Raw genomic sequence first — 19,309 nt, 5'->3', positions numbered from 1 at the left:
AGCGTAATCAGCGGCGCGGCGCCTTGGCTACGGCGCCACGCACCTCGATGCCGATGCGGTCGACCACCTTGCCGGCAGCATCCAGCAATTCCACTTCGTGCCGGCCCGGCCAGGGCAGCCAGGAGAGCTGGCCGCCGCGCCCCAGCGGCTTGCCATCGATGCGCCAGCTCACGTGCTGCGCGGCCTGTCCGCTGACACCTTCTGCATGGAACCAGACGCGCTGCGCTGCCGGCGGGATATCGGGATCGAGCGCGAACACGGTGCCATCGGCAGGGCTGGCGATAGCGGATACGCGATCCTTGGTGGCACGCACGCTATCCGCGCTGGCCACGTTGACGACCCGCATTGCGGTACCCGCAAGGAACACCTCATCGCGCGCAGGTTCGAGGTCATCGGCGAAGCGCAGCGGCACGCGCTCCACGCCAGCAGGCATGGCCGGCGCCATGCTCGGCACCGAGCGGTGCAGTGCCTCCATGATCTCGTGCCACACCGGCGCCGCGCCGGACACGCCCGAGACCTCATGCATGCTTGCGCCGCTGGCATTGCCCACCCACACGCCAACCGTGTAGCGCTGCGACCAGCCCACGCACCAGTTGTCGCGCATGTCCTTCGACGTGCCCGTCTTGACCGCGGTCCAGAAGCGCGTGGTGAGCGGGCTGTCCAGGCCGAACGTGCGCGCCCGCGCGTGGCGATCCGACAGTACATCGGCAACCAGGTAGCTCGCCGCGGGCGACATCACCGCGCGCGCTGTCACGGGCGGCGCATCGGCGCGCAGCCGTGCGCTCGCATAACGCCCGCCGTTGGCGAACGCGCGATAGGCATTGGTGAGCGCGACCAGCGGCACATCGGCGCTACCCAGCGCAAGGCTGTAGCCGTAGTAGTCTCCAGCCTGCGTCAGCGGCAAGCCGAGCGCGGTCAGCCGCTGGTGAAAGCGAAACGGCGTGACCATCACCAGCGTGCGCACCGCGGGCACATTCAGCGACGAAGCCAGCGCGGCGCGCATGCTCACCCAGCCCGCGTATTGCCGGTCATAGTTCTGCGGCACATAGAGGCCCCCGCCGCCGCCCGTGGGCAAGTTGACCGGCCGATCGTCCAGCAGCGACGCCGTGGTCAGCCGCCGCGCTTCCAGCGCTTGCTCATAGAGAAACGGTTTCAGCGTGGAGCCGGCCTGGCGCGGCGCCGCAGCGTGATCGACTTGCGCGGCCGCCGACAACACACCCGACGAACCGACGTAGGCCAGCACGTCGCCACTCGCGTTGTCGATCACCACCACGGCGCCATCTTCCACATTGCGCCCGGCAAGCTCGCGCAGATGACGATCGAGGCTTGCCGTGGCGATGCGCTGCAGGCCGGCATCGAGCGTGGACGTGATCGTGGCAGGCACCGTGCCGGCGGCACGGGCTTGCGACACCAGCAAGCGCGCCAGGTGCGGCGCGAGCTTCGGCGCCAGGCTCGACGTCGATGCATTGCCCACAGCGTCGCCGCTGCCCGCGCTGCGGGTACGCAGCAAAGCCAGTTGCGCGAAGCCGTCCAGGCCATCGCATGCCTTCGGCAATTGCTGCTCGCGCAGGATACCGCAGGCGCGCTGCGCCACCTGCGGCGCTCGCGCGTTGGGCGCGCGCACCAGCGCTACCGCCAGCGCCGCCTCGCGTGCATCGAGGCCGCTCGGAAACTTGCCGAACAGCGCCTGCGACAGCGCGGACAAGCCTACCAGTTCGCCGCGAAACGGCACCAGGTTGAGATAGGCCTCGAGGATCTGGTCCTTGCTCCAGTTGCGCTCCAGTGCGGTCGCTCGCACGGCCTGCGCCATCTTCTGGCTCACGCTGCGGCCGCTGTCGGCACGCCGCAGGTCTTCGTCGAGCAAGCCGGCGAGCTGCATGGTCAGGGTGGAGGCGCCGCGCGTGCGCGTGTTCCACAGGTTGGCCCACGCGGCGGCGGCAACGCCCTGCCAGTCCACGCCGCTGTGCGCATAGAAGCGCCGGTCCTCGGACAGGACGATGGCGGTGCGCACCGCGGGCGATATCTCCGCCAGCGTGACCCAGTCGCCGCGGCGCGCACGGAAATCGTCGCGCACGCGGGACAGGGTTTCGCCGTGGCGGTCGAGCACCACCACGTCCGCGCTGCGCCAACTGGTGCGCACGTTGTCGAAGGACGGCAACGCATGCGCGGGCGCGCTGGCCACGCAGGCCATCACGACGACCGCGCGCAGGCCCGCCTTCATTTGTCCCGCCCGGCCACCACGCCGGCCACCAGCAGCACCTGCGCGGCCGCGTAGGTCCACCAGATGCCGAGCGCAAAGGTATCAAACGGCACGAGAAAGCGCGCGGTGCCGAGCAAGCCGTCGGACACGGCGAAGCACAGCGCGCCGATTGCCGCCAGCGGCGTCGGCAGCTTTGCCAGCAACGCGGCGCAGGCCATTGCCGCGAGCGCGCCCACATAGACCGAGACCGGCACCGCCAGCGTGCCCAGGTTGGGCCAGAAGCGCGCGAGCATCACGCCGGCCGCGCCCACCACCGCGCCGCAAGCGATCAGGCGATGCGCGCGCCCGTCGCCCGCCATGGGCACGAACAAGCCGAGGTAGGCGAAGTGCGCGATCAGGAAAGCCCCGAGCCCGCCGATGAAGGAGAACGACAGCCACGGCATCGCCAGCAGGAAGTCCCCCAGCGCGGAGAACAGCAGCGCCGCCATCAGCCAGCGCCGCTCGCGGCGCACGGGATGGAAGTGCGCGGCGCGTACCAGCAGCAGCGCCATCGCGGTCTTCCACACCGGCTGGAAGGCGATTTGCCCGTTCAACGGCGCGCCGGGTGGCGAGTCCATCGCGACGGTGACCAGCAGGCCGCCGTAGACCAAGCCGGCCATCGTCCCGGCCATCCACCACTCGCGCACCCGCGCGGGCATCATCATTGCAAGCCAGCTCAAGGGCGTGCTCCTACGGTCAGTCTGGCATTGGGTTGCGCGCCGAAGACATCCGGCGCGTACATCGCTTCCACCCGCGTGGGCGGCAAGGCGAACTCGCCGGCGTTGTTCAGGCGCACGGTGTATTCCACCGTGGCGTTGCCGCGCGGCAGGTAGGCGTAGTACTCGCGCAAGGCCTGCGGCGTGCGCTCGGTGAATGCGGGCCATGCGCCCTTGCGCCGCTCGCCGCGCGTGGCGATCTCCGAGTCGCGCCCGAGGCCGCTGCCCAGGATGGTGGCGCCGGCAGGCACCGGGTCACTCACCACCACCCATGTCATGTCGGCCTGCGCATCGATCTCCAGCTTGACGCGATACGTGTCGCCGCGCGACCACTTGCCCGCCACCGCCTGCTCCACCGGCGTCACGCTGCGTGTGATGCGGTAGCCCGCCGAGAGTGGCGCGGCGAGCGGCACTGCCGCCAGCGCGCGCACCGTGGCCCAGGGCTTGCCGGCGCCTTGCTGCACGGCCTGCAGCGTGGCGGCCTCGCCCGCACGTGGCCACGGCAGCCTGAGGCTGCCACCCGGCACGCCATCCACCTTCTGTGCGCGTGCCCAGTCGAAGCTGCGCGATGCATCGGGCACGCCCTCCAGCGCCACGCGCGTGGCGCCCGACACCGGCGTCTTCTCGAAGGCTTGCGCAAAGCGCGCGATCGCCAGCGAGCCCCAGGCGTTGGCCGTGGTGGTGCCCCAGGCGCCACGCATCTGACGGCCGAGCAAGCCGGTTGCAAGTTGTGCGCTTTCGTCCCTCCAGCCGGGCAACTCAAGCGACAGCGCCAGCAGGCGCGCGGCATTGAGATCGCCGCCGCTCATCAGCCACCACCAGTTGTCGTCGCGCTCGGTGGAGAACGCCAGCCGCGTGCCTTGCACCGTCAGCCGCGAGCGCAGGACCTGCTGCGCTTGCGCGAGGCGCTCGTCGCGCTGCGGGATATCCTGCACGCGCGACAGCACGGCGATCCAGTCGAGCAGCGCCGAGGTGGGCCATTGCGCCGGCAGGATCTGGATCGAGCCCAGCATGCGCGCCTGCGCGTGCCCGCTGCGCGACAGCGCTTCGAGCGCGGCCAGCTTGCGCACTTCCAGGTCTTGCGTGGGCGCCCAGCGTTCGCGCTTGATGCGGCCTTCGATGAAGCCGGACAAGCCGCTTTCCATGCGCGCCCGCGCCTCATCAGGCAGGCGCAGCGGCAGGCCCGCGCGCACGGCTTCGTCGGAGACTGCCAGCAGGTAGGCGGTCAGCACCTCGCTACCCGCGTTGCCGTCGTTTTGCAGCGGGAAATACGAGGCCAGCCCGTCGTTGTCGAGATAGCCGGGCAGTTGCGCCGTCAATGCGTTCCATTGCGCCGCATCACCCAGCCCGATCGCGCGCGAGGCACGCTGCTCCAGGCACGTGAACGGATAGCTGCGGAACCACTCGCGCACGCCCGGCATGCCGCCCGCCAGCGACGCCTGCAGGTTCACCTGCAGGCCTCCGCGAGGCTGGCCCGCGGCATCCGCCAGCGCACCCTGCGGTGCGCGCACCGGCACCGACAGGTTTGGCGCCAGCTGCGCCAGCGTGGCTTGCTGCACGGTGAGCGGCACCGCCGGCACCAGTTGCTGCGAGAGCTTGACGCGGTCGCTGGCGCCCCCCGTCTTGCCGGCCTCGGTGGCTTCCACCTCCCACTGCACCGTGCCGTCCTGCACCAGCGAGCCGGCGGGCAACAGCGGCGCGGCCACGTCCCAGCCGATCTCGCGCGATTCGCCCGCGGGGATCTCCACCGTCTGCGCCGCCAGCGCCTGCGGCTGCACGGATGGTCCCGGCGGGCTCACGCGCGCCGCGGCCTGCACCGTCATCGCGCGCTGCGTGGTATTGCGCAGCGTAAACATGGCCCGATAGCGATCTTCCTCGCGCACCAACGGCGGCAGTCCCGAGATCAGCTGCAGGTCCTGCGTGGCAGCAAGGGTAGCGCTGCCGTTGCCGAAGCGACCCACGCCCAGGTCGGCCACGGCCACGATGCGGAATCGCGTGAGCGAATCGTTGAGCGGCACCGTCAGCGTGGCGCGCCCTTCGCCGTCAAGCTGCACGCGCGGATTCCACAGCAGCAAGGTATCGAACAACTCGCGCGTCGGGCTCTTGCCGCCACCGCCGCCTGCCGGCACGGCCTTGCGGCCGTAGTGGCGCCGGCCGATGATTTCCATCTGCGCGGTGGCGGTCTCCACACCGTAGCTGCGCCGCCGCAGCATCGCGTCGAGCAGATCCCAACTCGTGTTCGGCATCAGCTCAAGCAGTGCTTCATCCACCGCGGCAAGCGCGACTTCGCCGTTGGCGGCAGGCCTACCGTCCGGCAGCTTCACCTGCACGGCTACCTGCGCCTTGCCGCGCACGGGATAGCTCGCCTTGTCGGGCGTCACCTTCACATCGAGCTTGTAGCCCTCGTTGCCCACGCGGATCTCCGCCAGCCCGAGGCGGAAAGCCGGCTTGGACAAATCCACCAGTGCGCTGGGCGCGGCGTACTCGCGCCCCTCGCTGCGAAACGCCTGCCACCACTCGGTCGGCTGGCGCCAGCCCCAGGTGAAGAACGAATACCAGGGCACCTCGCGCAAGCGCCCGCGCAACGCCAGCACCGACACATACACATTGGGGCCCCACTCCGGCCTCACCTTGACCCGCACCGTGGGGTCGCGCCCGCTGAGCTCCACCACGCTGGTCTCCAGCACGCCCTCGCGCTCCACCGCCACCAGCGCGGTGGCATGGCGGAACGGCATGCGCACCTGGAACACGGCGGTCTCGCCCGGCGCGTAGGCTTTCTTCTCGGGCAGCAGGTCGATGCGGTCGTTGTTCTCGCCGCCGAACCACAGCTCGCCCTGGCGCGTCACCCACACCGAAGTGGCGGCCTGCGATACGCGTCCCGCGTTATCCCGGGCCTGCGCAATCAGCTCCACCTGGCCGGCCTCGGGCAGCGATACGTCGCATTGCATGCGGCCTTGCGCGTCGGTACGGCCCTCGCATTTGATGCCCAGATCCTTGTTCTCGTTGCGGTTGTCATAGCGATAGAAGCCGCCCACCACGCGCTTGCGCACCGACGTGGTGATGCGCACCTGCGCGCGCAGCGAGATCGGCACGTTGGCCTGCGGCCGTCCCTGCGGATCGAGCGCCACGGCATGCACGGGCAGCTTCTGCTTGACCGAGACCCAGCTCTGCGTGCGGATGCCCGCCACCACGGCCGCCGGCCACATCGGCACCGTCTGGCGCAGCGTCTGGATTTCGCCGTTGGGGTCGGCAAAGCCCGACTCCACCACCAGGTCCTTGGGTGCGTCCAGCCTCGGCATGTTCTTGAGGGTCAGCGTGCCGCCGCCGTTCTTGTCCAGCTTCAGCGGCAGCTTGTCCGCCACCAGCTTCTGCGCCTCGTTGCGCTGCGTAGTGCCATCCTCGCCCTCGTCCTCATCGCCACTGCTGTCCTTTTGCGGCTTGCGCGGCGCGGCGAAGGCATAGCCATCGTAGTCGGCAAAGCGCACGTACTTGTCGCGCAGCAGCGCCGACACCCGCACCGGCAGGCCTGCCGCGCCGCCGCCCGACACGTAGTGCACTTCCAGGTTGAGCGGCACCTCGGCCGGCGCCACCAGCGCCCCGCCGCTGCCGGCCTTGAGCGTGCCCGCGAGCACCGGCAGGCGGAAGGCCTCCACGCGGAAGCTGCCGCTGTCCAGCACGCGATCCTTGGCATCGCTCAACGACACGGTATAGACGCCCAGCTTCGCTGCCGCGGGAATCGCGAACGTGCTCTCGGCGCTGCGCCCACCTGTGGCGGTGGTGCGCCACTGCACCGGCTGCTCGTAGGTCTGGCCACTGCCTTCATGCTGGATGACCAGCTTCTCCGGCAAGGGATCGCCCGCACCCGGCAAGGCGAAGCCATTCGCGGTCTCGGTGCGGATCACGTGCTTCATCGACACGGTCTCGCCGGCACGCAGCAAGGTGCGATCGAAGATGGTGTGGGCGCGCACGTCCGGCACCGCGCTGGTGTCGGTCGGCACATTGAAGCGCCAGCTCTCGATGCCCTGGTTCCAGTCGGACATCACGAAGGCCATGTCGGCCTGCCCGCGCGCCTGCGGATGATCGGCGGCAATGCGCGCCGAGACGAAATAGCCAGACAGCCCGGTGTCGTCGCAACTGCGCTCGCGCACGTCGTCCAGGCCGTTGAAGCTCGCCAGCCCGGCGGCATCGGTACGGCCCGAGGCCAGCAGCTTGCCGCTGCAATCGCGCAGCGCCACCGCGGCGTTTGCCACCGGCTTGCCGTCGTCGAGCGTGGTGACCCACGCCAGCGCAGTCATTTTGCCGGGGCCGCGCGCGAGCTTGAAATGCACGCCCAGGTTGGTCACCAGCGCGGCGATGCGCACGTACATGGGGGCCGGCTTGCCGAGCAGTGCCTCGCCCAGCATCGGCGACGCGATCTCCACCACATGAAAGCCCGCTTCAGGCAGCGCAATGCCAACCACCTCGAACGGGCGGGGCGCCTTGCCGCCGGGCTCGCCCAGTTGCGGAATGGCGAGCTTGCGCGCACCCGCCACGCCATCGAGCAGCGACACGGAGCGGGTCTCGATGGAAGGCGCATTGCGCGGGTTGTTGACCGCGGACGGCGAGCGGCCGGCGAGAATGGCGTCGAGCTCGCCGCGCGTCCAGCTGCCTTCGTGCAGCCGGCGCACCAAACCGTACCAGCGCAGCACCGCGCCGTCGTCGTCCACCTTCAGGCGGCGTACCGTGCCAGCTTGCGCGCGCACGCCTTGCGCCGGCAGGTCGGCCTCGACATTGCGCAGCGTCACCGGCAGCAGCGCCGGATAGTCGGCCGGCACACGGCCCTTGGGCAACTCGCCAAAGCGCTCGAGCACGCCGAACGGCGCGGCCGAGAATTTCGCCAGCGGCGGCATCGCGGCCATGCTGACCTTGAGCGGGAACAGCTCGGCATTGGACAGCACGCGACCGCTGTCGTCCTTCAGGCCGGCGGGTACCGAAAGCGTGAACTCGGTCTTCTCGGCAAAGGGCGGCTTGAAGCTGACACTGCTGACGGGCGCGTCGCGCGCCGCGTCCGGCTCGAATTGCGGGGCGCGCGGGCCTTTCGGCGTATTGAGCAGGATATGCTCGGCGTCCTTGCGCGAGATCGGGGCGGAGAACGACAGCGAGATAGGCCGCAACGGCGTGCAGGGCGACTGCGCGCGCTCGCGCTCGCAGGTAAAGCTGGCGGTGAAGGGCTCGCGCACGGTGTAGTCGAAGCGCCGCTCGTCGCGCGTGGCCAGCCCCGAAGGCGTGGCGATGCCGCTGCCCAGCACCAGTTGCATGCGCGCACCAGACGGCAGGCGCTGCTGGCAGGCCAGCAGGTGCACGGTATCCACCTCGTCGGCCTTCAGCTTCCAGTGCAGCGCGCCCAGCACGGCGTCGCGCTCCTTGCCGGCAACGAGGCGCACGGGGATGCGCTCGCCCAGGCCTTGCGCCTGGCACCATGCAGCGGTGCGCACCGAGTCGGCGGTGGCCGGCCCGTTGAAGCGCAGCGCAAAGACCTGGTCTTCTTCGATCTCGCCGCCGCCGGGTCGCGCGAAGACCACGGTGGGGCCGCCGGTCTCGAAGCGGTACTCCGGCTTGCCGGTGTACGCCTTGCCCGCCTCGCTCTTGAGGCCGGCCACCATGCGCACCGTGCATTTGACGCCGGGAGGCAGGTCGCGCGCAAAATCGAAGGCCCAGTTCTTCGCGTCGGTCCAGCGTGCCTGCCCGGTGATCGTGCTGCCATTGCAGGACACCGTGGCGGGCGGGCTCGCCTGCAGGTCGCCCAGCGGCACCATCGCTTCATCGAAGCGGATCGCCACCTGCCGCACGCGAGCGACCTCGCCCTCCGGTGAGAAGCGGATCACCTGCGCCGCCTGGCCGGAGCCCGGCAACGTCGCCAACACTGCCTGCAGGCAAGCTGCGGCAGCCCACCAGTACCCACCTCTCGCACGTTGCTCACGCTTGTCCATCCGAGCGACGATCTGCGTCATCCTGCCTCCTCCCGATTACGGCACCCGGCGAGGGTGACATGCGCCGATGGCAAGCGCAAGTCCGCGCGCGCGGCGAGAGGCTCGCTGGCTAGCGCAAATGCGACAGCGGCAACGGCCCGTCGCGCTTGAGCGCGGTCAGCACGATGTTGGAACGCACGCTCTCCACGCCCGGCACGCGCATGAGCTTCTTCATCGTGAATTCGGCCAGCGTCGGCAGGTCGGGCACCATGATGCGCAGCAGGTAGTCGGCCTCGCCCGCCACGGAGTAGCACTCCTGCACTTCTTCCAGCAGCAGGATGTCCTCGCGGAAGCGCTCGACGATGGTGTCGCCGTGGTGGGCCAGCTTGACGCTGGTGAACACCAGCACGCCAAGCCCGAGCGATGGCGGCGACAGCACCACGCGGTAGCCGGTGATCACACCGTCGGCCTCGAGCCGCGCGAGCCGCCGCCCGATCTGGCTGGGTGAAAGATGAATGCGCTCGGCGAGCTGCTGGTGGGTGGAGCGGCCGTCGGTCTGCAATGCCGCCAGCAGCGCGAGGTCGAATGGGTCGAGGTTGATCATGGTCATGTCGCTTCGGTCGCGTTGGTCGCGATGGTCGAGTCGGAATCGCTTCTTGTTGTGCACTACGCCTGGCGGGAAGAATGCTACCCCCACCGCCGCCTTGCGGCACGCCGATTGTCGCTAGCAGCGCACCCACGCATATTTCCCGCATACAATACCAAATTTCTGCGTGCTTGATGCATCTCCTGACGAAACCAAGCCGTATTTGCGGGCCATTTACGTCATCTCCTCGCTAAACTGTGCGGTAATCTGCAGGAGATAAAACATCATGGACGCAATGGCTACCGCCACCCAGGCTGGGGACGCCCAGGCCAGCTTTGCCGGCACCTTGACCGACAAGCTCAAGGAACAATTCGACGCCGGCCTGCTGTCCGGCCAGGAGCTGCGCCCCGATTTCACCATCGCGCAGCCGCTGGACCGCTATACGGAGACGGACCACGCGGTGTGGGCCAAGCTCTACGACCGCCAGGCCTCGATGCTGCGCGGCCGCGTCTGCGATGAATTCCTGCAAGGCCTGGCCACGCTGGGCATGGAGCGCGACCGCGTGCCCAGCTTCGACCAGCTCAATGAAACCCTGATGCGCGCCACCGGCTGGCAGGTGGTGGCGGTGCCCGGCCTGGTGCCGGATGCCGTGTTCTTCGAGCACCTGGCCAACCGCCGCTTTCCCGCCAGCTGGTGGATGCGCAAGCCTGAGCAGCTCGATTACCTGCAGGAGCCCGACTGCTTCCACGATGTGTTCGGCCATGTGCCGCTGCTGATCAACCCGGTCTTTGCCAACTACATGGAAGCCTACGGCAAGGGCGGGCTCAAGGCCGCCTCGCTGGGCGCGCTCGACATGCTGGCGCGGCTGTACTGGTACACCGTGGAATTCGGCCTGATCCGCACGCCGGGGGGCCTGCGCATCTACGGCGCAGGCATCCTGTCGAGCCAGGGGGAATCGATCTACAGCTTGGACTCGGCCAGCCCCAACCGCATCGGCTTCGATGTGCGGCGCATCATGCGCACGCGCTACCGCATCGACACGTTCCAGAAGACGTACTTCGTGATCGACAGCTTCGACCAGCTGTTCGACGCCACCCGCCCCGACTTCGCGCCGCTCTATGAGGAACTGCGCGCACAGCCCACGCTTGGCGCGGGCGACGTGGGGCAATCCGACCTCGTGCTGCATCGCGGCTCGCGCGAAGGCTGGGCCGACAGCGACGACGTCTGACTCCGGCGCCCCGCGCGCGCTTTGTGAAACAATATCGGCATGCCCGCTCCGCCCCCGCCGCCATGCACGTCGCAATGGCCGGAAAGCTGAGCGGGCGGGCTGGTATTCCCGTTTGCCAACTTCCTTTTCGACCATCGAGCCCATCATGTCCCCTGCGCCTGTCGTGCCCCTAACGCTTGAAGAACGTGCACCGCTGCTGGCCGGCCTGCCCGGCTGGAGCACCGTCGATGACCGCGATGCGATCCACAAGCGCTTTACCTTTGCCGACTTCAACGCCGCCTTCGCCTTCATGACGCGCGTGGCGCTGGCCGCGGAAAAGGCCGACCACCATCCGGAGTGGTTCAACGTCTACAACCGGGTCGACGTCACCCTGTCCACCCATGACGCCAACGGCCTGACCCGGCGCGATACCGACCTGGCCGCCTTCATGGAGCGCGCCGCCGCGTCGCTGTCCAAGGCCTGAGCGCGCGCCTGCGCCTACCCGGGAGACTGTAGGCAAACCGAAAGGACGCAAGCGGCCCTGCGCTGTACAATCGGTGGCTGACCGTTTGTTGCATTCGTCACTTTCCCGACCCCTTTCGAGCCTCCCAGCCTGCCACCATGCGTATCCTTCTGATCGAGGACGACCGTCAGATCGCCAGTGGCGTCGAAGCCGGCCTGTCCCAAGCCGGCCATCAGGTGCGCGTGGTGCATGACGGCGTCTACGCCACCGAGCACCTGCTGCGCGAACAACACGACCTGGTGATCCTCGACCTGGGATTGCCCGGCATCGACGGCATGACACTGCTGGCGCGCTACCGCGCCCGCAACCGCACCACGCCGGTCATCATCCTGACCGCGCGCGACGAGCTCGAAGACAAGCTCTCCGGCCTGAACGCCGGCGCCGACGACTACCTGGTCAAGCCCTTCGCCCTGCCCGAGCTGGAGGCGCGCGTGCGCGTCTTGCTGCGCCGCAGCCAGCACGGCGAGGCCGCGCCCGAGCGCGACGTGCGGCTCGGACGGCTGCGCCTGTCGGGCAACGATCGCCGCATGTTCATCGACGGCAAGCCGCTGGAACTCTCGCCGCGCGAATTCGCCGTGCTGGAGTTGTTGCTGCAGCGCCAGGGCCGCGTGGTCAGCAAGGCACAGCTGCAGGACCATCTCGCCACTTTCGCGCATCCCGCGGGAGAAGGCGGGGACACGGTTGGCGATACCGCCATCGAAGTCTACGTGCACCGCGTACGCAAGAAGCTCGAAGAATGCGACGTAGAGATCGTGACCGTGCGCGGCTTCGGCTACCTGTTGCAGATCCGCGCCGGCACCTGACGCCGCGCCCAGGGAGAAGCCCGCCATGTGGCTGCGCCCACGTCCTCCCCAGCCTCCCAAGGCCCTGACCGACGCCGCCAGCGGTGTATCCGGCAAGACGGTCGCAACCGCCGCGGCAACGCCATCCGCGCGCTCGGCCTCCACGCAAAGCCTGCGCGTGCACTTGCTGCGCGCGCTGGCCACGCCGCTGTTCGCGCTGGTGCTGACCAGCGGCTCGCTCTCCTACTGGCTGGCGGCGCACTACACCACACAGGTATTCGACCGCGCCCTGTACGGCGTGGCCAACAATATCGCGCAGCAGATCCGCATTGCGGGCCCCCGGCTGGAGCAAGACATCCCGATGATCGCGCAGACGCTGGTCGAGGCCGAAGGCACCGACCGCATCTACTGGCGCATCCACGGCCCCGACGGGCTGATCGGCGGCATGGACACCTGGCTGGGCTACGGCACCGGGCAGACTTCGCTGCACGATGCGCGGCTCTTCTATGCCTGGTTCAGCGGGCGCCAGGTGCGCGCCGTGCGCCTGCCGGTCAACCTGCCCAGCCCGGCCTCGGATGAACTGGCCACCAGCGAGGCCGGACGCGCCCCGCGCGGGCCCATCGTGGTGGAAGTGGCCGAGCTGCTGGACCGGCGCGAGACTGCCGCCAACGAGATCCTGCTGTCGGTCTCGGTGCCGCTGATCCTGCTGCTGGTGGTGGGTAGCCTGATCCTCTCGCACGTACTCAAGGAAGAGCTGGTGCCGCTGCAGATCCTCACCGACAAGCTCAATCGCCAGACCGCGCGCTCGCTGGCGCCGCTCGATGAAACCCAGGTACCGGCCGAAGTGGAGCCGCTGATCCGCGCGCTCAACGCGCTGCTGGCCAGGTTGCGCGATGCGCTCGACGCGCAGCGCAAATTCATCGCCGACGCCGCGCACCAACTGCGCACGCCGCTCACTGCCGTCAAGCTGCATGCCGACCGTGCGGTGCAATCGGTGGATCCCGCGGTGACGGACCACGCGCTGCGCGAGCTGCAATCGGCAGCCGACCGCGCGGTGCGCCTGTCCAACCAGTTGCTGTCGCTGGCCCGCGCGGAGCCTGGGCTATCGCTGGAGCGTCTGGGCCCGATCGAGCATTTCGACCTAGCCACGCTGGCCTTCGAGACCGGCGCCGAGTGGGTGCCGCAGGCGCTCGCGCGCCAGATCGACCTGGGCTTCGAGACCTTGCCCGGTCCCACCTTTACCGGCGCGGCGCCCTCTACGGTGCGCGGCAACCGCCTGCTGATGCGCGAAGCGCTCAGCAACCTGATCGACAATGCCGTGAAATACGTGCCGCCCGGCGGGCGCATCACCGTGCGCGCCGGCGGCGAGGCGCTCGGCCATCGCGGCATGGCGGTGGTGATGGTGGAAGACAACGGGCCTGGCATTGCGCTGGCGCGCCGCGAGGAAGTCTTCAAGCGCTTCTTCCGCGGCGACCATACGCCGGGGCCCAATGTGCCGGCGCAACCGCCCGGCGGCGCCGGCCTCGGCCTTGCCATCGTGCATGAAATCATCGGCCTGCATCACGGCACCATCCGCATCGAAGATGTGCCCGCCTCCGGGGAGGCGGCCGAGGCGCGCGGCATGCGCTTTGTGATCCGCATCCCGTGCGAGGCCGCCGGGACCGTCTGAGGCGGGACAAGCCGTGCAGCTCGTCCCCTTGCAAGACGCCTACTTGGCTTTCTTGTCCTTCGGCGCCAGCATGGTGCCGCGGCACTTCGGGTTGCCGCAACGGCACTCGAACTCCTTCTTGAGCTTCTTGGTGTAGCGCGCGTCGATCACCAGCCCATAATCGTAGAACAGTTCCTCGCCGCCCGCGATGTCGCGCAGCGCGTGGATGAACACGCGCCCCTTCTTCTCGCGTGCCTCGCAATTGGGCGCGCAGGCGTGGTTGATCCAGCGCGCGCGGTTGCCGCCGAACTTGGCGTCGATCACGTTGCCGTCTTCCAGGCTGAAGTAGAAGGTGTGGTTGGGATCCGCCGGATCGTGCGGATGGCGCTTGAGCGCTTCCTTCCACGAAATATGCTCGCCCTTGTATTCGATGATGCGCTCGCCCTCGGCAATCGGCGCGTTCGCATAGACGCCCTTGCCATGCACGCCCGAGCGGCGCACTTCGACGCGGTCGGACGCGGTCTTGCGCTTGCCCTGCCTGGGGCTCTTGACGCGCTCGGCGTCTTTCGCGTCAGTCCCTTCCTGGTTCAATTCCTCTTGCTCTGCCTGTTCCGCCATGTGCCATCCCGTATTGGTCCGCCTTCCTGCCACCCTGCGTGGCTGCGCGCCGCCCGGGCGCGATGGCGATGATACCTGCCCATATTGGCTGCGGCATCCCCTTGCCGGCAAATAGGCGTATACGGGCGGCCCACCTGAACCCGTATATGTCGATCCAGGTATACGGCGCACCGGTTAACGGGAAGACCCATCATCGAAAACAGCCTCAAGAAGCTCTTCTGTGGCTACCTGTGGCTACGTATACGACCACGAACCCGCCGACCGTCTGTGGATAACCCGGCAAAAATCTGGGGATAAAGACATGCAATTCATGTGGGCTGCCTGGGGTTGGCATGGGGATGCATCAGGCATAAGTCGGAGGGTTGCACCCGACCCCCTCCTCCAAAAGGCTAAGTCATCCACGTCCGCCAACACCGGGTCCGACCACTTCTGCTTCTTGCAACCCACTGATTTGAAAAGCGTTTACCGGGTTATCCACAGAAAAGGCAGCCGTTTACCTACTACTACTATCTGTATACATTAAAGAAAGAAGTAAACAGAAAGGACTACGTCCTGATATCGGCGAGCAAAGAGAACCACGCAAAAAATAAAGGGCTGAAAAGCCGCTTCAGGCGTGGCTTCTTTTTTGAGCAAGAGGAATTTCCTGGTCGCTGCACGGTTTACCGCCGTACAGTCAGGGATGTTTGACGGGGAAGACCGCGTACAAGCGCGTATACGCACGGTCTTCGTGCTGGGTGGCCGAGGTATACGCGCCGTTTCGCGGCGGTCGGTATACGTCCGCACTGCCCGGCGACCGGCCTTGGCCGTAAACGCGCACCGTTAACGGCCAAGGCTGCGCATGCATGACGCGAATAACCTCGAAATTTCGGCCGCGCTTGCTCAATGGGCGCCATGCACAATAGTTCATACCCCTCCCAGGCAGCCTCTCGGCCCTCGCTGCTGCGCTGCAATGGGTACGCGGTCACGGGCCCGGCTCCAGCGAAAGAAACGCCCACAGCGCCTGTAAGGCCCCTTGGCGGGCAGGGATAGCGCTGCGCGGCGGCCAGTTGCCTTTGGCATCTGCCGGAGGCCCCGGCATTTGAGGGATTTCGCCCTGCCCGCGCCAGGCTTCGCTATTGCAATGCAATGCCCCTGGAAGGGCCCACAAGGCCTCTGGAGCCGTTTTGCAGGTGTGGATGCCCTCTGGGACACCTGGGTACGTTAACTCGCCTGAGGCCCATCCTGACGCTCGCGAAGGCTCGGCTTGCACCCCCGAATCCCCACAAAGCCCCAGCCAGCGCGGCCTGGAGCGGGATGCCCTGTAACAATCTGTTCCCAGTTGGCGTGGCCCGACACGGTATGATGTGGCCCGCGGCGCCTTTGCCGACGCCGGTGCGAAGTGCGCCGGCCCAGCCAGGCGTCCTTGTTTTATCAACTCGACACGGAGTGAAGCATGACGAAAACCGAACTGATCGACGCCATCGCGGCCGGCGTGGACGGCCTGACCAAGGCCAAGGCAGAACAAGCGCTGAACGTGACGCTTGGCGCCATCATGGAAGCCGTGGCCAAGGGCGACACCCTGAGCCTGATCGGCTTTGGCACCTTCAGCCAGGGCGAGCGTGGCGAACGCATGGCGCGCAACCCGCGCACCGGCGAAGAAATCAAGGTCGAAGCCGCCAAGACCGTCAAGTTCAAGGCTGGCCAGAAGTTCAAGGACGCAGTGAACCAGTGAGTCCCGCGGGCGGTCTCGTGCCAGCCCCGTTGGATCAACCCCGCCGTGCCGCCACCGGTTGCCTGATGGCATGGGTGAGCGCCAGGCGGGGCGCGTTATCCACAGTGTTTGACCCGCGGTTATCCTGCCGCTTCGCGGTATACGCCGCACCCTCCGCCAGCCCGATAAGATAGTGCCCTATCGGCGCCTTCCCTCAGTAAATACAAGGGTCTAGGGCGTCCTGCCCAGTAGGCCTCTCATGCACCTTCCTTCGCCGCGCGGCAGATTTCCACAGCTTTATTCACAACGTTTCCCACAAAATTTTCCACAGGCACGGCGGCTTGGCCTGAGCCTGCTGATGACGCTCGCGCTGGTCTCGGGTTGCACCACGCCTTCCCCGCCCGCACGGCCTCAGGCGACCCCCCTGCCCGATACGGAAAGGCCCGTGACAACGCCCGGCGCCACGCAGCGTCAGCGCATCGTTGAGATCGCCTGGCAGGAATGGCAGCGCTGGGGTGGCCAGACCGTGCGCCTGGGTCGCGACGACACCGCGTGCGTGGCCGACAGCCCGCTGCCGGCGCCCGTATTGCCCGGCATGCCGGTGGCCGGACCCGAAGCGGATGGGACGGATGCCGCGGACCGGTCCGCCGACCGCGAGGACGAGGAGAGCAGCGAGGCGGCCTGCCTGCACTTTCCCGACGGCACCGGCATGGAGGCCACGCCCCAGGGCTGCAAGCTCGCCCAGCGCTATTGGGCCATCGTGGGCAAGGCCGTCACGTGCCGCCAGGTCACCCAGGGCAACTGGGCGTGGTCTGCCGTGTTCATTTCCTGGGTGATGCGCAAGGCCGGCCTGGACGACCGCCAGTTCCTGACCGGCGATTCGCACTCGATGTACGTGGTGGACGCGCGCGACGGCATCCTGCCCGCGCCGGCGTTCCGCATCGAGCCGTTGCCCGCCATGCCCCGCCCGGGCGATGTGATCTGCGCCGCGCGCGGGCACGACAGGTACCTCGACAGCGCCGCTGAGATCGGCTTTGGCACCACGCCCATGCATTGCGACATCGTGGTCGAGGTCGACCCGGCGGCACGCCTGGTCAAGGCCATCGGCGGCAATGTCCAGCAATCGGTGTCGATGGAGCTGATCGAGCTGGGTGACTCCGGCATGATCGACGGCGTCACCAACTCGCACATGCCGTGGCTGCTGATCATGCGCAACACGCTGCCCTGAGCCGGAACCTGAGGCGTTGCTGGTTGCCCTGTGCCAAGCCGCCGTACGCGGGTAGCCCCGGCTTGACCCGCCTCGCAAAATCATTAACATGGTAATTAATCGGGCGTCGGCATGGGGTCTCTCCGTGTCGGCATCATGGCCCGCCCCCACCTGAACCGCACACTGAAAGCGCGCGCACCGACGCGGCGAGCAACCCGAGAGGAGACCCTGCATGGCCATTGCCAACTGTCACCCGGCGGAATGGGAGGCGCGCGTCAAGCTCGCCGCCTGCTACCGCATCTTCGACCGGCTGGGCTGGACCGAGCTGATCTACAACCACATCACGCTGCGCCTGCCGCCCGAGGCGGGGGGCGATGGCGGTAGTCCTCACTTCCTGATCAATCCCTTCGGCCTGCGCTACGCGGAGGTGACCGCCTCCAACCTGGTGAAGATCGACCTGGCGGGGCAGGTCATCGGCGAGAGCCGATGGCCGGTCAACCCGGCCGGCTTCACCGTGCACGCCGCCATCCACGCCGGCATCCCGGGCGCGCACTGCGTCATGCATACGCACACCACGGCCGGCATGGCGGTCGCCTGTTCGGCGCAGGGCCTGTCGATGAGCAACTTCTACGCGGCGCAATTGTTCGGCAAGGTGGCCTACCATCCGTTTGAAGGCATCACCGTGCACGACGACGAAGGGCCGCGCCTGGTGCGCAATATCGGCGACAAGCCCGCCGTGATCCTGCGCAACCATGGCTTGCTGGCCTGGGGCGACAGCATTGCGCGTACCTTTTCCACGCTCTGGCTGCTCAACCGCGCGTGCGAGATCCAGCTGGCCACGCTGGCCATGGGGGCGGCGCTGCCGGTGCCCGAGGAGATCCAGCGCAAGTGCACGCGCGACTCGCTGCAGTTCAATCCCAAGTTCGGCGCGGGCGAAGATGTGTTCGCGGCACTGACCCGGGAAATTGATGGTATCGATGAATCGTATCGCGAATAGCCAACATTGATTCATAGCAAGAATAAACGAGCAGGAGCAGGCAGTCATGACATCCCTATGCATCGTCGGCGCAGGTGCCGTCGGCGGCTTTATCGGCGCGCGCCTGGCCCGTTCCGGCCAGGCGCTGAACGTACTGGCGCGCGGCCAGACGCTGGAGGCGCTGCGCTCGCAAGGCCTGACCCTGATCGAGGGCGAGCGCAGCGAGACGTTCGCGGTTCACGCGCAGGGCGATCCCGCAGCGCTAGGTACGCAAGATGTGGTGATCCTGGCGGTGAAAGCGCCGGCGCTGCCGCAACTGGCGCAGACCATCGGACCGCTGATCGGCCCCGATACGGTGGTGGTGACGGCGATGAACGGCGTGCCCTGGTGGTTCTTCGAGCGGCCCGGCCCGCATGCCGGCCTGTCGCTGCGCGCCGTGGATCCGCAAGGCGCCATTGCGCGCGCCATCCCGGCGGCACAGGTAATCGGCTGCGTGGTGCACCTGACCGCCTCCACGCCGGCTCCGGCCACGGTGCGCCACGGCTTCGGCGCGCGCCTGATCCTGGGCGCGGCGGGCGGCGCTACGGCCATGGCAGCTGGCAAGCTCGAGGCAGTGGCCAGCCTGCTCGCCAGCGGCGGCCTGGAGGTCGAGCGCAGCGTCGCGATCCAGCAGGACATCTGGTTCAAGCTGTGGGGCAATATGACGATGAACCCGGTCTCCGTGCTGACAGGCGCCACCTGCGACCGCATCCTCGACGATCCGCTGGTCAATCGTTTCTGCCTGGCGGTGATGGAAGAAGCCAGCAAGATCGGTGCGGTCATCGGTTGCCCGATCGCGCAGAGCGGCGAAGAGCGCAGCCAGGTCACGCGCAAGCTGGGCGCCTTCAAGACTTCGATGCTGCAGGATGCCGAGGCCGGGCGGCCGGTGGAGATCGATGCACTGGTGGCATCGGTGCGGGAAATTGGCGAGCACGTCGGGATCGCGACCCCCAACATCGATGCGCTGCTGGGGTTGGTACGGCTACATGCCCAGGTGCGTGGGCTTTACTGACCGGGTTTGGCGGGGTGAAAGGGTTTTGTTATTCTCCATATAAATCAACTGATCTTGTTTGTTTGGCTATTGATAAATAGTAAGAATGATTTTGCCGCGCACCGCCAGGCCTTGAGGC

At 67.7% G+C, this 19,309-nt stretch carries 13 protein-coding genes; 8 read left to right on the top strand and 5 right to left on the bottom strand.

Translation table 11 applies throughout. The features are described from left to right. Positions 1 to 7: 7 nt before the first annotated feature. The 4 genes from pbpC to ACGLHR_RS02505 all read right to left on the bottom strand — a co-directional run bounded on the left by pbpC (position 8) and on the right by ACGLHR_RS02505 (position 9,513). A complete protein-coding gene (gene pbpC / locus ACGLHR_RS02520; RefSeq protein ID WP_400091648.1) occupies positions 8 to 2,221 on the bottom strand; it encodes a penicillin-binding protein 1C in 2,214 nt (737 codons plus the stop codon). After that, a complete protein-coding gene (locus ACGLHR_RS02515) occupies positions 2,218 to 2,919 on the bottom strand; it encodes a lysoplasmalogenase (protein WP_400091647.1) in 702 nt (233 codons plus the stop codon). The genes pbpC and ACGLHR_RS02515 overlap by 4 nt, the downstream gene beginning before the upstream one ends. Next, on the bottom strand, positions 2,916 to 8,924 hold the full coding sequence (locus ACGLHR_RS02510; protein ID WP_400091782.1) for an MG2 domain-containing protein: 6,009 nt from the start codon (positions 8,922 to 8,924) through the stop codon (positions 2,916 to 2,918). The genes ACGLHR_RS02515 and ACGLHR_RS02510 overlap by 4 nt, the downstream gene beginning before the upstream one ends. Before the next feature lie 109 nt (positions 8,925 to 9,033). After that, entirely contained in the window at positions 9,034 to 9,513 is a 480-nt protein-coding gene (locus tag ACGLHR_RS02505) for an Lrp/AsnC family transcriptional regulator (RefSeq protein ID WP_150987569.1), read from the bottom strand. A gap of 271 nt (positions 9,514 to 9,784) precedes the next feature. On the opposite strand from ACGLHR_RS02505, the gene phhA reads away from it, so the two are divergent. From phhA to ACGLHR_RS02485, 4 genes are all read left to right on the top strand, one after another. Next, positions 9,785 to 10,717: a phenylalanine 4-monooxygenase gene (gene phhA / locus ACGLHR_RS02500; protein ID WP_400091780.1), complete on the top strand. Its 933-nt coding sequence runs from the start codon at positions 9,785 to 9,787 to the stop codon at positions 10,715 to 10,717. Positions 10,718 to 10,862: 145 nt separating this feature from the next. Further along, the gene (locus ACGLHR_RS02495) at positions 10,863 to 11,180 is read left to right on the top strand and encodes a 4a-hydroxytetrahydrobiopterin dehydratase (RefSeq protein WP_400091645.1); all 318 of its coding nucleotides are present in this window, start codon (positions 10,863 to 10,865) and stop codon (positions 11,178 to 11,180) included. A 137-nt stretch (positions 11,181 to 11,317) separates the two neighbouring features. Then, entirely contained in the window at positions 11,318 to 12,022 is a 705-nt protein-coding gene (locus ACGLHR_RS02490) for a response regulator transcription factor (protein ID WP_267604828.1), read from the top strand. Positions 12,023 to 12,047: 25 nt separating this feature from the next. Further along, on the top strand, positions 12,048 to 13,670 hold the full coding sequence (locus tag ACGLHR_RS02485) for a sensor histidine kinase (protein WP_400091643.1): 1,623 nt from the start codon (positions 12,048 to 12,050) through the stop codon (positions 13,668 to 13,670). A gap of 39 nt (positions 13,671 to 13,709) precedes the next feature. Here the strand turns inward: ACGLHR_RS02485 and ACGLHR_RS02480 are convergent, their stop codons facing one another. Then, a complete protein-coding gene (locus tag ACGLHR_RS02480) occupies positions 13,710 to 14,267 on the bottom strand; it encodes an SET domain-containing protein (RefSeq protein ID WP_400091642.1) in 558 nt (185 codons plus the stop codon). A 1,432-nt stretch (positions 14,268 to 15,699) separates the two neighbouring features. On the opposite strand from ACGLHR_RS02480, the gene ACGLHR_RS02475 reads away from it, so the two are divergent. From ACGLHR_RS02475 to ACGLHR_RS02460, 4 genes are all read left to right on the top strand, one after another. Then, complete coding sequence (locus tag ACGLHR_RS02475; RefSeq protein WP_006162250.1) at positions 15,700 to 15,978, top strand: HU family DNA-binding protein; 279 nt, start codon at positions 15,700 to 15,702, stop codon at positions 15,976 to 15,978. A 238-nt stretch (positions 15,979 to 16,216) separates the two neighbouring features. Then, entirely contained in the window at positions 16,217 to 17,185 is a 969-nt protein-coding gene (locus tag ACGLHR_RS02470; protein WP_400091641.1) for a DUF2272 domain-containing protein, read from the top strand. A 211-nt stretch (positions 17,186 to 17,396) separates the two neighbouring features. Continuing rightward, complete coding sequence (locus ACGLHR_RS02465) at positions 17,397 to 18,161, top strand: class II aldolase/adducin family protein (RefSeq protein ID WP_318233543.1); 765 nt, start codon at positions 17,397 to 17,399, stop codon at positions 18,159 to 18,161. A 46-nt stretch (positions 18,162 to 18,207) separates the two neighbouring features. Next, complete coding sequence (locus tag ACGLHR_RS02460) at positions 18,208 to 19,191, top strand: 2-dehydropantoate 2-reductase (protein WP_400091639.1); 984 nt, start codon at positions 18,208 to 18,210, stop codon at positions 19,189 to 19,191. Positions 19,192 to 19,309: the final 118 nt, after the last annotated feature.

Source organism: Cupriavidus sp. CuC1, from assembly GCF_044627735.1.
Classification (GTDB): domain Bacteria; phylum Pseudomonadota; class Gammaproteobacteria; order Burkholderiales; family Burkholderiaceae; genus Cupriavidus; species Cupriavidus ulmosensis.
Note: the sequence above shows the minus strand (reverse complement) of the source record. Positions and strands in the feature narration are given on the sequence as shown.